Annotated in this window: 10 protein-coding genes, 1 pseudogene and 1 riboswitch; of the genes and pseudogenes, 8 read left to right on the plus strand and 3 right to left on the minus strand. The window is 54.7% G+C overall.

What is annotated here, in order from left to right; genetic code table 11:
* Positions 1-9 precede the first annotated feature (9 nt).
* Genes BSEL_RS02515 through BSEL_RS02530 form a run of 4 tightly spaced genes read left to right on the plus strand, consistent with a single transcriptional unit; the run spans position 10 to position 3,217 of the window.
* Positions 10-996 carry a helix-turn-helix transcriptional regulator gene (locus BSEL_RS02515; protein ID WP_013171443.1) on the plus strand — a complete coding sequence of 329 codons (987 nt, stop codon included), beginning with the start codon at positions 10-12 and terminating at the stop codon, positions 994-996.
* The gene (locus tag BSEL_RS02520) at positions 990-1,733 is read left to right on the plus strand and encodes a DUF3784 domain-containing protein (protein ID WP_013171444.1); all 744 of its coding nucleotides are present in this window, start codon (positions 990-992) and stop codon (positions 1,731-1,733) included. The genes BSEL_RS02515 and BSEL_RS02520 overlap by 7 nt, the downstream gene beginning before the upstream one ends.
* The gene (gene mqnB, locus BSEL_RS02525; RefSeq protein ID WP_013171445.1) at positions 1,730-2,371 is read left to right on the plus strand and encodes a futalosine hydrolase; all 642 of its coding nucleotides are present in this window, start codon (positions 1,730-1,732) and stop codon (positions 2,369-2,371) included. Before BSEL_RS02520 ends, mqnB begins: the two co-directional genes overlap by 4 nt.
* Positions 2,372-3,217 carry a 1,4-dihydroxy-6-naphthoate synthase gene (locus BSEL_RS02530; RefSeq protein WP_013171446.1) on the plus strand — a complete coding sequence of 282 codons (846 nt, stop codon included), beginning with the start codon at positions 2,372-2,374 and terminating at the stop codon, positions 3,215-3,217.
* A 94-nt stretch (positions 3,218-3,311) separates the two neighbouring features.
* Here the strand turns inward: BSEL_RS02530 and BSEL_RS02535 are convergent, their stop codons facing one another.
* From BSEL_RS02535 to BSEL_RS02545, 3 genes are all read right to left on the minus strand, one after another.
* The gene (locus BSEL_RS02535; RefSeq protein WP_013171447.1) at positions 3,312-4,709 is read right to left on the minus strand and encodes an MDR family MFS transporter; all 1,398 of its coding nucleotides are present in this window, start codon (positions 4,707-4,709) and stop codon (positions 3,312-3,314) included.
* An 85-nt stretch (positions 4,710-4,794) separates the two neighbouring features.
* Positions 4,795-5,526, minus strand: a complete 732-nt coding sequence (locus BSEL_RS16910) for a class F sortase (protein ID WP_049773523.1) — start codon at positions 5,524-5,526, stop codon at positions 4,795-4,797.
* On the minus strand, positions 5,516-6,328 hold the full coding sequence (locus BSEL_RS02545; protein ID WP_232970484.1) for a DUF4397 domain-containing protein: 813 nt from the start codon (positions 6,326-6,328) through the stop codon (positions 5,516-5,518). The genes BSEL_RS16910 and BSEL_RS02545 overlap by 11 nt, the downstream gene beginning before the upstream one ends.
* Positions 6,329-6,670: 342 nt before the next feature.
* Positions 6,671-6,780, plus strand: a riboswitch (SAM riboswitch).
* Positions 6,781-6,857: 77 nt separating this feature from the next.
* On the opposite strand from BSEL_RS02545, the gene BSEL_RS02550 reads away from it, so the two are divergent.
* The 4 genes and pseudogenes from BSEL_RS02550 to metH all read left to right on the plus strand — a co-directional run bounded on the left by BSEL_RS02550 (position 6,858) and on the right by metH (position 14,474).
* Positions 6,858-7,979, plus strand: coding sequence for a methionine biosynthesis PLP-dependent protein (locus tag BSEL_RS02550; protein ID WP_013171450.1), 1,122 nt, complete (start codon positions 6,858-6,860; stop codon positions 7,977-7,979).
* Positions 7,973-9,136 carry an aminotransferase class V-fold PLP-dependent enzyme gene (locus BSEL_RS02555; RefSeq protein ID WP_408643029.1) on the plus strand — a complete coding sequence of 388 codons (1,164 nt, stop codon included), beginning with the start codon at positions 7,973-7,975 and terminating at the stop codon, positions 9,134-9,136. Before BSEL_RS02550 ends, BSEL_RS02555 begins: the two co-directional genes overlap by 7 nt.
* A 10-nt stretch (positions 9,137-9,146) precedes the next feature.
* Positions 9,147-11,001: pseudogene (locus BSEL_RS02560) on the plus strand (bifunctional homocysteine S-methyltransferase/methylenetetrahydrofolate reductase).
* Positions 10,998-14,474: a methionine synthase gene (gene metH, locus BSEL_RS02565; RefSeq protein WP_013171452.1), complete on the plus strand. Its 3,477-nt coding sequence runs from the start codon at positions 10,998-11,000 to the stop codon at positions 14,472-14,474. The pseudogene BSEL_RS02560 and the gene metH overlap by 4 nt, the downstream one beginning before the upstream one ends.
* The last annotated feature ends 50 nt before the right edge of the window (positions 14,475-14,524 follow it).

A 14,524-nucleotide genomic window follows, 5' to 3' on the forward strand; every position in this document is an offset into this window, starting at 1 on the left:
TGATCAGAAGTGAGCACTTCAAAGTTCAGCAGACCGGAACGGCTCTTTTACATCATGCAATTTTTATCCAATCACGATACGGTGAACGCCGGTGAACTGGCGGATCATTGTCAGGCGACAAAGCGCACCATCTACCGCGACATTCACTTCCTGCAGTCGCAGGGGCATGAGATTCAGACCCAGGGGCGGGAAGGCTACAAGCTGTTAATCCCGAACATGCAGGTCAGAAGCAAGCTCACCGAAGACGAGTGGCTGTCTCTGACGCTCTATCCCCTGCTTTCTTCGGGGATTGCCTCTTCGGATCATCCGTATCACCGCCACTACAAGACCGGCCTTGAAAAAGTGATGCGACTCGCGTCAGGGGGAGCACCGAACCCCGCATTTGCCGAGCGGATCCGCCTCCATGCGAGGACGCAGGACACCTTTCAGGCGAAGGTCATGCCAGCGATCATCACGGCGATCAGTGACAACCGCTGCATCGATGTCAGGTACTACGCCATGCACCGCTCGGAATGGTCGGAGCGGCGTCTGGAGCCATACTATCTTGTGCCAAGAGAAGGGCATCTTTACCTCGTTGCCTTCTGCCGGCTTCGAAACGATATCCGCGTGTTCAGGCTGAACCGTTTTGAAGACGTGCATGTCACGGACGCGCCGTTTACGATTCCGCAGGACTTCTCCATCGATGCATTTCTGAAGAAGCGCTGGTCGATCATGGAGGAAGAGGAACCGGTGGACATCACCGTCCGCTTTTCGCCGGATGCGGCCCGCTATGTGGATGAAGAGGACTTCTATGTGGAGACGAAAAAATACAATGAAACCGACGGGACATTGACGCTGACGGTCACGGTCGGGAGCCGGAAGGAATTCCTTCGCTGGATGCGCTCGTTCGGCCCTGATGCAGAAGTGCTCTCTCCGGCTTCGCTCCGGCAGGCGCTCGCAGCGGAATACCGGCATATGCTTGGCATGTATGAGGGAGATGACGAACGGCTATGGTAGTTTTGCATGTGATCCAGCTGGTCATGGGATTGACCCTTTCAGGAATCGGCTATCTGCTTCTTCAGGGGAAGATGCACAGCCTGGTCTCAGGCTTTGCGTCAAGAAGTGAACAGGAACAAAAAGACATGCTCGAGGCGGGCTATATGACAGTGACGGGGCGCGGCCTGTTCCTCTCCGGCGCCGTTCTTCTCATCGGTCTTGTTTTCGGTCTCATGGGCTTGTTCCAGGCGAACTTCTTCATGTGGGGCGTGTTTCTGCTGGTACTGTTCGTAACGGCGTACCGCGGGATTGCGCGGGAACCGGAGCGGACGAGAAAACGAAACCGGATCGTCATGCACGTCACCGTGGTCTTCACTGCGGGTGTGCTCATCTTTGTCACGATCGCCGGATTCAGCGACAATGATCTGATCGTGCGTGACGACAGCTTTGAGGTGAGCGGCCTGTATGGGGACACATGGTCCTTGGACGACGTGGAGGCCGTGTCCCTTGAAACCGACGGGCCTTCGATCACGATGCGGACGAACGGCTTTTCCTTTGGAAGCACCGTGAAGGGCCGGTTCAGACTGTCGGATGGCGGGCGGGCCCTGCTGTTTCTTGAGCTCGATGAACAGCCGTTTCTCCGGATTGAGCTGGACGACGACACGGTCTGGATCCACGACGGGGACCGTGACGTGACCGAATCATGGTATGATGAACTGACAGAACGACTGGCAGACAGAGAGGGGGAAGTTAGATGAAGCAGATTTTGATCGTGACATCCGTGGATAAAGAACGGCAGGCAGTGGAAGCCGGACTCAAAGGCGATCCGCGATTTCTCACCGGTCTCTGCGGCGTCGGTCCTGTGGAGGCCGCAGTACGGACGATGAAGCTGTTGTCAACGTGCTCATCCTCCGTTGAAGCCGTATTGAACCTCGGTGTTGCCGGCGGGATTCCCGGGAAGGCGGCTGTCGGAGAAGCGGTACTCGGGACAAAGACCGTACAGGCGGATCTCGGGTTTGAACAGGCGGACGGATCTTTTGAAGCCATCGAAGCGCTTGGCTTTACCGTCTCCGAACGTGATGCCAATTCTGACTTGATCAGCCGGGTAAGAGAGGCATTGCGGGAGAACGTACATGAGGGACCGATTGTCACCCAGTCGACGGTCACCGGAACGAAGGCATCTCTGGAAACTTTGTTGCAGCGCGTTCCTGATGCGATGGCCGAAGGAATGGAAGGATTCGCCGTTCATTCGGCGGCTGAAGCATACGGGATTCCGGCCCTTGAGCTACGGGCAATTTCCAATCCTGTCGGCCCCCGAAAGCGCGGGGAATGGCAACTCGAGGATGCGTTACATACACTGACCGGTCTGACGGTTCAATTAAAGGGGGGGATGTAAATGCAGCGGATTGCATTTTCACCGTGTCCGAATGACACATTTATTTTTCACGCCCTTGTAAAGGGTCTGATCAAAGGGGCACCGCCTTTGGACGTCACCTATGCGGATATCGATAAAACGAACTACTGGGCGCAGGACCGGGAAGGCCCTGGCATCATGAAGATTTCCTATGCGGCGCTTCCATATGTCGTGGATGATTATCAGCTCATCCCCTGTGGCGGAGCTTTGGGCCGGGGCGTGGGTCCGCTCGTCCTGACAAAAGAACCGGCAGACGGTATCTCCTTTTTAAAAGGGAAGACCGTTGCGGTTCCGAGTGACCGCTCGACGGCCTATATGCTCTTCAGACTCTGGGTTGCCCAAAGGCTTCCGGAAGGGGTCGGTAAGATCGTGATCCTGCCGTTTCAGGACATCATGCCTGCGGTTCGTGACGGCAAGGTCGACGCGGGGCTCGTGATCCATGAAGCGCGGTTTACGTATCCGCTTTACGGCCTGAATCTTCTTCAGGATCTCGGTGACTGGTGGGAACAGGATACCGGGGCCCCGATTCCCCTCGGTGCGATCATCGCGAGAAAAGGTCAGGTGGATGCCGGACAGTGGACGGACTGGATCCGTTCGTCGGTTCAGTATGCCTTTGATCATCCCGATGCGTCAGCGGCGTATGTGATGGAACACGCGCAGGAGATGGAGAAGGATGTGCAGAAGCAGCATATTGACCTCTATGTGAATGAGTTTTCCCTCGATCTTGGCAAGGACGGTTTTCATGCCGTGGACTCGCTGCTCGGCCGGGCTGCAAAAGAAGGGCTCGTGCCGGAGATTGATCTGAAGCGGCTGCGGCTTGGTGAATAAATCGAAGATCTTGCTTTTTGACATGCCGGAGTAAGCAAAACCGTCAGGACCTGAGTCACACTCAGTTCCTGACGGTTTTTTGTTGTACGTTGAATCAGCTGCTTCTCGCGTGTTCCGGTTCCTCGGACGGTAGCCGGAAGGTAATCAGGAAGGCGACGGTTGCGATGATGAATAATAACAGAAAGACTGTGGAGAGCCCCGAGGCGAGGACATCCGCCGGTGCACTTGCTTCACCGCCGTACCCGCCGATGTACTGATTGAGGGTGGCTCCGAGGATCGTGATCCCGAGCGTCTGGCCGAGTGTCCTGAGAAAGGCGTTTGAGGACGAGGCCGCTCCGCGGTTGGTCCAGTCAACGGAGGACTGAACGATGACGGTGAACATCGTCATGGCAAGCCCGAACCCGGCCCCGACGAAGAACATTATGATAACGAGCAGCCAATTTGGTGTCGCGGCAGTGACGAAGGTCATCGCGAGCGTACTGAGCATGATGAGTCCTGTGCCGCCAATGCAGACCGGTTTCGCTCCGAACTGTTTGAGGAGCCGGCTGCTCATAAAGGCTGCGATCGGCCAGCCGAGGGACATCGGGATGAGCGTGAGGCCCGAGAAGATGGCCGCCAGGCCGAGCACCCCCTGTACCCAGAGAGGAAGATAGGCGGTGAGACCGATCAGGATCATGCCGAGCATGAGGCTCGCGAGATTGGCCGTTAACAGATGCTGGTTTTTCAAGAGATGGAGCGGAACCATTGGCTCGGCTGTCCTGATCTGAATCCGGACAAACAGAACGAGAAACAGTCCGGCAATCAGAAACAGGCTGTACATGAGCGGGTCCGTCCATGCAATGTCGGTCCCTCCTGAGAGAAGGGCGTACAGCAGGGCGCCGGTCCCGATGATGAACGTCAGAGCGCCTTTGTAATCAATGCGCCGTTTTTTCTTTTCAATCTGTTCCTGCAGGTGCCGGCCGACAAGGTGCATGGCCACAAGGCCAAAGGGAACGTTGATGAAAAAGATCCAGTGCCAGGTAAGAAAATCAACGAAAAAACCGCCGACGAGGGGACCGAAGATCCCTGCAACACCCCAAATCGAACCGATTATGGCCTGGGCTTTTGCGCGCTGTTCGTATTGAAAGACATCGCCGACAATCGTAAAGGTCATCGGGGTCAATGCGCCTGCACCAATGCCCTGAATGGCCCGGAAAAAGATGAGCTGTTCCATGGACTGGGAAAACCCGCAGAGAACCGATCCGAGAAGAAAGACGGAAACGCCGCCGATAAAGACGCGCTTTCGTCCGAATAAATCCGCAAGCTTTCCGAAAATCGGCGTCATCACGGCATATGTGAGCAGGTAAGCAGCGAACACCCAGCTGATTTTGTCCATACCGCCAAGGTCTGACGTAATACTCGGCATCGCCGTACTGATGACAGTAACCTCGACAGCGGCGAGAAAGGTCGCAATCAGGAGGGCGACGATAATCTTTTTCTGGTAAGTATCCATAGCGGCGTCCTTTCCTGTATGTAGTCCCACTCAGTATAACAGGAAAACAAACCATCCCCAATCGGCAAATGCCAATGGGGATGGTTTAGAGTTCCTGATCGGTGACAAGTTCCGTAAAGACAACGAGACGCTCGCGATGTGTGCCGGCATTTCGGTCAAATTCACCGGTACAGGTGATCAGATTTAAGCGTTGTGTGGCCGAAGGGCCAAATATAAGATCCATCGGTGCATCATCATACGGATACACTTCCATGCGTGTTACTTCGAAGGCAAGTTCCGTTCCTTCGACATCCTCTATATAAATCCGGTCGCCCAGGGTTAGTTGATCGAGATCAAAAAAGATGGCAGGACCGCTGCGGTCATCCACGTGACCGGCCATGACCGAATTTCCGGCAGCGCCGGGTTTCGGTCCGCGGTGGAACCAGCCGACAGTGTCTCCGTCATCCGGGACACCCATCTGACCGTTCTCAAGGATCCCCACGTCTTCAATGTCAGCACGAACATCAATGGCCGGAATCGAAATCACCGATGGATCGATCCCTCTCGGACCGGATGAAACGGGTTGAACGGGTTCGGTCGTTTGCACGACCTGACTGTTTTCTTTGGAATCGGTCTCTGATCCAGCAGATTCAATCGGTTCTTCAGTCTCTGATTCACCGTCTGCCAAAACATCATTTACACCTGTCTGACTGTTTCCCTCCACAGTGTTGTTTTCCGATGGTTCAGACAGCGTGTCTTCATTATCTGAAACCTGACTGCAGCCAGCTGCAGTCAGGATCAGAACCAGCACAAAGGCCGGGAGTATCTTATTGTTCAAACGCATATCTTCTGCGGACGATGACGAACATCGCACCGGCACCCGCAAGGAGGCTCAGGTAAAGCGGGAGCATCGTGGAGGACTGGGAAGCCCCGCCCATACCGGTTTGCGGCATATCACCAGGCATTGCATAAGCGTCGTCAGCGACAACAACAACACCGAGGTCTTCAAGCGCGCCTACTGCATATACGGAATATACCGTGTCTGCTTCAAGTGTCGTACCGGAGAGATCAAGTACCTGATCTTCTGTGCCGGCAGCACGGATTTCAAGATCATACGTGTCAGGGTCCAACTCGAGGTAGTCAGTGACTGCGAAGAATTCCGCTCCTTCAAAGAGGGAGTCACCGCCAACAAGGCCTACATCAACTGCCGGTGCATCCGGAGACAAGTGACCAACGCGAACCTTTGTCATGCCTTCAGCCACCGTGTTGTCATCGACGAATGCTTCAAGTCTGAAGTCTCCGCCATCGAGGAAGTCAACAGCTGCGACAGTGTAATGCGTACCGCCTTCAACAGTCAGTGTCTGCTCATAGACTGCTTCATCTTCACCGGCAGCATGGATCGCAACATCGTGATCACCGGCAGGCAGTTCTAAGTAACCTGTGATATCTTCAAATGCAGCACCTTCCACAGCCAAATCACCATTCACATAAATATCAACGGCCGGGGCATCTGGGGAAGCGTGGAACACACGAACCATGGCGTTATCGTCACCGTGATTATCAGCGAAAGCCGTACCCGCGAACAATGAAAGCATCAGTACCATAGCGAGACTTGAGAGTAACCATTTTTTCAGTTGCAATTGAATCATCTCCTCAATCTGATTTTTTGCATGAAGGTTCGTTTTTGTACAACAAATGCTAATAATCAGTTGCACAATTGTTCAACCCTTGCACGGTTACTAATACCTCGATAGTGTAAAAACGAAACCTTGAATCTGATAATAAATTGAAAAACATGAGATTTTTGATCAGGAAGTCCCAGTGATCCTTCAATAGTCTCAGGAGACGGGACGTTACCGGGCGCGTATGCTTTTTTCAAAATCATATGCAAAAGAGGGCGTTTCTCCCTTCGGACCTTGCAACATGGCACAATTTCCGTTACAATGATGAACAATCATTTATTATGAATATTCAAACAACGATTCTTATCGTGAGAGGTGGAGGGAAAGGCCCTGCGAAACCTCAGCAACCAGCCTGCGTGGGGCAGGTCAGGTGCTAATTCCTGCGGACCGGGTGTCCGTAAAGATAAGAAGAAGTGTCTGTTTACACAAACCTTCTTCTTTCGCTTTTGCAAAGAGGAAGGTTTTTATATGGAAGGAGCTGTGCATATTGGGGAAGAAACAAAGACTGTTGGACACATCGGTTGTTCAGATCGGCAACCGGAGTGATGAACGGACCGGAACGGTGAGTCCGGCGATTTATCCGTCGACGGCCTACAGGCATGAAGGCATCGGGAAGTCGACAGGCTATGATTATTCACGGACGGGGAATCCGACCAGGGAAGTGCTTGAAGAAGGGATCGCTCAGTTGGAAGGCGGTCATGGCGGATTTGCCTGTTCGTCGGGCATGGCGGCCATTCAGGTGGTCATGTCCTTATTTGAACAGGGGGATCATATCCTCGCGACGAGCGACCTTTACGGCGGAACATACCGCCTCTTTGAGGAAGGGTGGCGAAAATGGGGCCTCTCCTTTTCCTACGGCGATGCGGAAGACCTGGCGTTTTTTGAGAATGCCATTACCGAACAGACGAAGGCGCTGTTTATTGAGACGCCGACGAATCCGATGATGCATGTCGCGGACCTGTCGGCCTTTTCCGCTCTCGCGAAGAAGCACGGTCTCCTTCTGATTGTGGATAACACCTTCTACACGCCATACTTGCAGCGGCCGATTGAATCCGGGGCGGATATCGTGATTCACAGTGCGTCAAAATACCTCGCCGGTCATAATGACGTCATTGCGGGGCTCGTAGTGACTGCAGAAGCGTCACTCTCAGAACGGGTCGGCTACTACCTGAACAGCATCGGTGCGATTTTGTCACCGATGGATGCGTGGCTCGTAATGAGGGGGATGAAGACCCTTGCGCTTCGTATGGAGCGTCATCGGGAGAATGCCCGGCGCATTGCCACTTTTCTCAAGGACCATCCACTCGTGACGGATGTCCTTTATCCGGGTGACGGCGGGATGATGTCGTTTCGGGTGAAGGAAGAGGCGATGGTGAATCCGCTCTTGCAGCATTTGGAGCTGATTACGTTTGCGGAGAGCCTCGGAGGTGTGGAGAGTTTGATGACCTATCCGGCGACGCAGACCCATGCGGATGTCCCGGAAGAGGTTCGCGCGCGGCTTGGCGTCTGTAACCGACTCCTCCGCTTTTCGGTAGGCATTGAAGGAGCAGATGATTTAATTGACGATCTAGATCAGGCACTCAATCAGGCAGGAGGCAATGTATCATGACAGAATCCTTAGACATACAGACAAGACTGCTGCATCACCGGCATAAGACGGATCCGCATAACGGGGCCGTCAGCGTCGGGGTACAACACGCATCAACCTTTCATCAGAACAGCCTCGAACAGTTTGGGGCATATGACTATGCAAGAAGCGGCAATCCGACTCGGGAAGCATTGGAAGAGATCTTTGCGGGGCTTGAGAACGGCACCGATGCGTTCGCGTTTGCCTCCGGCATGGCAGCCATTTCAACGACGTTTATGCTGCTGTCATCCGGGGATCATCTCGTCATTACCGAAGATGTGTACGGCGGTACGTTTCGCATGACGACGGAGGTGCTGACCCGCCTTGGGATTGAGCATACCTTTGTGGATATGACCCGGGTGGACGAGGTGAAAGCGACCCTTCAGGACAATACGAAGATGATCTTCATGGAGACGCCGTCGAACCCGACGATGAAAATCACTCCGATCAGAGACATCGTCGCCCTTGCCGAGGCCCATGACTGTCTTACGGTTCTTGATAATACGTTTATGACGCCTGTTCTTCAGCGCCCCCTCGATCTTGGTGTGGATATTGTCGTGCACAGTGCGACGAAATTCATCGGCGGTCACAGTGACGTCGTGAGCGGACTCGCCGTTGTGAAACGTCCGGATCTCGCCGGTCGTCTCGGCTTTCTACAAAACAGCTTCGGTGCCATTCCGGGACCGGACGACTGCTGGCTGATTATGCGGGGGTTGAAGACGCTCCATACACGGATGATGGTCTCACAGGAAGTGGCTTCGAATCTTGCGCATTGGCTCGACGTGCAGCCGGAAGTAAAGCGGGTCTATTACCCGGGGTTCTCCGATCAGCTGGGGAATGCTATTCATGCCGGGCAGTCTGACGGCCCAGGAGCGGTGCTGTCCTTTGAACTCGCGGACCGTGAAGCGGTGAGCCGTTTCAGTCAGGCGGTGGAGATCCCGGTCTTTGCCGTCAGTCTCGGAGCGGTGGAGTCGATTTTGTCCTATCCGGCCAAGATGAGCCACGCGGCCATGCCTGACCATGAACGGGTGGCAAGAGGCATCACCGACGGCCTGCTCCGTCTCTCCGTCGGGCTTGAAAGTGAAGCAGATTTAAAACGCGATTTCCGTCAGGCGTTCGACAGCCTGGCAAGGATGTGAGGTGCTGGCCATGGATTTCTTACAGGCTCTGAAGACCCGGGTCCTCGTCGGCGACGGCGCCATGGGAACGCTTCTTTATCAGGAGGGGTTTGAAGGATGCTTTGAAGAACTCAATGAGACCGCGCCGGATAAGGTGGCGCAGGTACACCGCCGTTATATCGAAGCGGGCTCGGATGTCATTCAGACGAACACCTACGCTGCGAACCGGATTAAGCTCCGTCGCTATCAGCTCGAGGACCGCGTCAGGGAGCTCAATGAGGCGGCGGTTCAGGTCGCGAGAGAGGCGGCCGGTAACGAAGCGTTTGTCGTTGCGACCATTGGCGGCATCAAGGCCTTCTTTCTTACGGAAGATTCGGAAGAAGAGATGAAAGAGGCGCTCGAAGAGCAGGTGGCAATCCTTTCCGAATCGGATGTGGACGGTTTTCTTCTCGAGACTTTCTATGATTTAAATGAAATGCTGGGTGTTATCCGTGCGATCCGCGAGCGGACGGATAAACCCGTCATCGCGAATTTGACGATGGGAGATATCGGTGTCATGCAGGGCGGCACGCCCATTGCCGATGCCCTCTCGGCCTGTGAAGAGGCGGGGGCGGACGTTGTCGGGCTGAACTGCCGGATGGGGCCGTATCATATGCTGCAGTCCCTCGAACAGGTTCCCCTCACGGAGGGGCGGATGCTTTCGGTGTATCCGAACGCCTCGTTGCCGAACGTGCGGGACGGGCGTTTTTTCTATCAGTCCAATCCTGGCTACTTCAAGCGGATGACCCGCTCACTCGTGCAGGAAGGCGCGAGACTCATCGGCGGCTGCTGCGGGACGGCAGAAGAACATATCCGTGCGATCCGGCAGGCGGTGGATGAAGGAGAGCTTGAACCGGTCACCGTCAAACACACTGTGAAACCGGCTCCGCGCATCGAAGCCGTGAAGCCGGACGATCAGCCGAAGACGCTTCCAGAGATCTTGAAGGAGAAGACATCGGTGATTGTGGAACTCGACCCGCCGAAATCCCTTGCACTCGTCCCGAAGTTTCTTGAAGGGGCAGAGGCCCTCACCCGTGCAGGCGCGGATGCCGTGACCCTTGCGGATAATTCCCTGGCTGTTTCGCGTGTGGACAACTTTGCCCTCGGAATGCGCATGAAGCATGAAAAACAGGCCCGGCCGCTCCTTCATATGGCGTGCCGGGACCGCAACATCATCGGCATGCAGTCCCACCTGCTCGGGCTTCATACGGCGGGGATTCATGATATTCTCACCATCACCGGTGATCCGGCGAAGGTGGGGGATTTCCCCGGCGCTACGTCCGTCTATGATATGGCATCGATGGATCTCATCCGTCTTGTGAAACAGCTGAACGAAGGGATCTCGTTCTCCGGGAAAGACATTGGAGAAAAGACAACCTTCAGCGTCGGTGCGGCATTTAATGCGAACGCACGCCGCATCGATCGGGAAGTAAAGCGCCTTGAACAGAAAGTTGCCGCAGGGGCCGATTATTTTATGAGCCAGCCGGTCTATGATCCTGCGCGCTTTAAGGAGATTCATGATGCGACAAAGCATCTGAACGTGCCGATTTTTATGGGGATTATGCCCCCTTGTGAGTTCAAGAAACGCAGAGTTTCTCCATTATGAGGTGCCGGGGATTTCCCTCACCGACGGGGTCCGGGAACGGATGGCCTGGCTTGACGGTAACCGCGAAGCCAGTGAACGGGAAGGGATCGCCCTTGCCAAGGAACTCCTCGATGCGGCGCTTCCGTATTTCAGCGGGATCTATCTGATCACCCCGTTTTTGCGGTATGAAATGACGGCTGAACTGACGCGCTACGTGCACAGCAAAACAGTCAGCCTTGAACAGGAAGGACGATCGTTATGACAGTCACAACGAAACAGGCATCGGCATTCCGTGATGCCCTGAAAGAGCGGATACTCGTTCTTGACGGTGCCATGGGCACGATGCTTCAAAATGCCAATCTTACCCCTGAACAGTTTGGCGGGGAGGCATATGAAGGATGTAATGAATACCTGAACATCACCGCACCGGAGGTCATCCGCACCATTTATCACGATTATCTTGAAGCAGGGGCGGATATCATTGAGACGAATACATTCGGTGCGACGGATCTCGTCCTTGATGATTATGATCTCGGCCATTTGGCGTATGAGCTGAATAAAGCGGCCGCTTCGATCGCCGTCGAAGAGGCCCGGGCTTTTTCGACGGACTCGGAGCCGCGGTTTGTCGCCGGTGCGATGGGACCGACGACGAAGTCCCTGTCCGTCACGGGCGGGACGACTTTTGAAGAACTGTCTTCCGCTTACAAAGAACAGGTTGAGGGCCTTCTTGACGGAGGTGTGGATCTCCTTCTCCTTGAGACGAGTCAGGATATGCGGAATGTGAAAGCCGCCTATACGGCAATTGAAGAGGTCCTGTCAGAGCGTGATCTCGACGTGCCTTTGATCATTTCCGGTACCATTGAACCGATGGGCACGACCCTTGCCGGTCAGACGATCGAGTCCTTCTATATTTCCCTTGAACATATGAAACCGACTGTCGTGGGGCTGAACTGTGCGACGGGGCCGGAGTTTATGCAGGATCACCTCCGGAGTCTGTCCGAGCTCTCCACGGGCTTTGTCCACTGTTACCCGAACGCCGGGCTGCCTGATGAGGAAGGGCATTACCATGAGACACCATCTTCCCTGGCTTCAAAGCTGAGGGACTTTGCCGAGAAGGGCTGGCTGAATGTCGTCGGCGGCTGCTGCGGCACGACGCCGGAACATATCCGCGCCATGAAAGAAGCCGTGCGGGGCTTTGCGCCAAGGCAGCCGGCACAAGAGACCCACCACAGCATTTCCGGGATTGAACCGCTGATTTATGATGAGTCGCTTAGACCGATCCTCGTCGGAGAGCGGACGAACGTCATCGGCAGTAAGAAATTCAAACGGCTGATCGCGGACGGTAAATTCGAAGAGGCTTCGGAAATCGCCCGGGCACAGGTGAAACGGGGGGCGATGGTTGTCGACGTCTGCCTGGCGGATCCGGACCGCGATGAGATGGCGGATATGGAACAGTTTCTGCACTATGTCATCAACAAAGTCAAAGTCCCGCTGATGATCGATTCCACTGACGAGCATGTCATTGAGAAAGCCCTGACGTACTCACAGGGGAAGGCGATCATCAACTCCATCAATCTTGAAGACGGCGAAGAACGTTTCGAAGCGGTCTGTCCGCTGATCCGGCGTTACGGCGCCGCGGTGGTCGTCGGGACGATTGATGAAGAGGGCATGGGTGTCTCTGCTGAACGAAAGCTTGCGATCGCCAAGCGCTCCTATGAACTCCTGACGGGGAAATACGGCATCGCGCCGGAGGATATCATCTTTGATCCCCTCGTATTCCCCGTCGGAACCGGTGATGAACAGTATATCGGTTCTGCAGAAGCCACCGTGGAGGGGATCCGTCTCATTAAGAAAGCCTTCCCGCGGACGATGACGATTCTCGGAGTCAGTAACGTCTCCTTCGGTCTCCCGCCCCTCGGGCGTGAAGTGCTGAATGCGGCTTTTGTTTATCACTGTACGAAAGCGGGACTCGACTATGCCATTGTGAATACCGAGAAGCTCGAGCGGTACGGATCGGTGTCGGAGGATGAAAAAAAGCTCGCCGATGAGCTCCTCTTCAGAACGTCTGACGAGACGCTTGCCGAGTTCACGGCCTTTTACCGGGCGAAAAAACCCCAGCAGAAGGTCGAAGCATCCAAGCGTACCCTTGAAGAGCGCCTTGCAAACTATATCATTGAAGGAACGAAAGAAGGTTTGTACACGGATCTTGACGAGGCCCTTGCAAAGTACCCGGATCCCCTTGACATCATTAACGGTCCTTTGATGGACGGCATGGATGAAGTGGGTAAGCTCTTCAATAACAACGAGCTGATCGTCGCAGAAGTGCTTCAGTCTGCCGAAGCGATGAAAGCGGCGGTGGCGCATCTCGAGCCGCATATGGAGAAAAAAGAATCCGATGACCGTGGAAAAGGGAAGATTCTCCTTGCCACCGTCAAAGGGGATGTCCATGACATCGGGAAGAACCTCGTGGAGATCATTCTCTCGAACAACGGCTTTCAGGTCGTGAACCTCGGGATCAAAGTGGCATCACATGAACTGATTGAAGCGGTGGAACGCGAGGATCCGGACTATATCGGCTTAAGCGGGCTGCTCGTCAAGTCGACCCAGCAGATGGTCATCACCGCCAATGACTTGAGAGAGCGGGGCATTGATATCCCGATCCTCGTCGGCGGAGCTGCCTTGACCCGGAAATTCACGGAAACAAAAATCACCCGCCAGTACAATGGGCTTGTCCTTTATGCGAAAGACGCCATGAACGGGCTCTCCCTCGCAAACAAGCTCGCCAAACCGGAAACCCGGGATGAACTCGTCGCCGTTCAGCACGAAAAGCAGCTGAAGCTGAACGAAGCCGAAGCGGCAGGTGACGGGATGGCTAGCAAGGGCAAAACCAATACGGCAACGGCGGATCCGGCACAGTCAGAAGTGAGCAGGGATCATAAAGTCTATCAGCCGGAGGACTTTGAGCCGCACATTCTCCGTGATTTCCGACTGACCCATCTCCAGCCGTATCTGAATCTCCAGACCCTTCTTGGCAGTCATCTCGGTGTGAACGGGAACGTCAGGCGAAAGCTTGAAAGCGGGGATGAACGGACGAAAGAGCTTCTCGATAAAGTGAACGCCCTCATACAAAAAGGGGAACAGGAGAAACTCCTTCGGGCTGACGGGATGTATCAGTTCTTCCCTGCCCAGTCGAATGGGAACGATATTCTGATCTATGACCCGAACGATGAGTCATCGGTCATTGAACGTTTCACTTTCCCGAGACAAACACAGGCGCCTTATATGTGTCTGTCCGACTTTTTGAAAAGTGTGGACAGCGGGGAGATGGACCGGGTCGGCTTCCTCGCCGTCACCGCAGGGAAAGGCATCCGCAAGCTTGCTGAGGCGGCGAAGGAAAGCGGGGATTACCTCGACAGCTACCTCGTACAGGCGGTGGCCCTTGAACTTGCGGAAGGTTTCGCCGAGCGGGTTCATCAGCAGATGCGGGATAAATGGGGATTCTCCGATCCTGTGGATCTCACCATGCAGGACCGCTTTTCCGCAAGGTATCAGGGAGTCAGGGTGTCCTACGGCTACCCGGCCTGTCCGAATCTTGAAGATCAGAAGAAGCTGTTCGGGCTGTTAAAGCCGGAGAAGATCGGCATTGAATTGACGGATGAATACATGATGGAGCCGGAAGCAAGTGTGACGGCGATGGTCTTCTCACACCCGGAAGGGCGTTATTTCAACGTCTGACGGGGGTGTGTAAACATGTGAAAAAGAGCGGACGAATGATTGAAAAAGAT

This window comes from [Bacillus] selenitireducens MLS10, assembly GCF_000093085.1.
GTDB classification, from domain to species: Bacteria; Bacillota; Bacilli; order Bacillales; family Salisediminibacteriaceae; genus Salisediminibacterium; species Salisediminibacterium selenitireducens.

Coding starts and splice junctions, on each gene's coding strand:
- BSEL_RS02520 (WP_013171444.1), top strand. CDS start 990: ATGGTAGTTTTGCATGTGATCCAGCTGGTCATGGGATTGACCCTTTCA.
- mqnB (WP_013171445.1), top strand. CDS start 1,730: ATGAAGCAGATTTTGATCGTGACATCCGTGGATAAAGAACGGCAGGCA.
- BSEL_RS02530 (WP_013171446.1), top strand. CDS start 2,372: ATGCAGCGGATTGCATTTTCACCGTGTCCGAATGACACATTTATTTTT.
- BSEL_RS02535 (WP_013171447.1), bottom strand. CDS start 4,709: ATGGATACTTACCAGAAAAAGATTATCGTCGCCCTCCTGATTGCGACC.
- metH (WP_013171452.1), top strand. CDS start 10,998: ATGACAGTCACAACGAAACAGGCATCGGCATTCCGTGATGCCCTGAAA.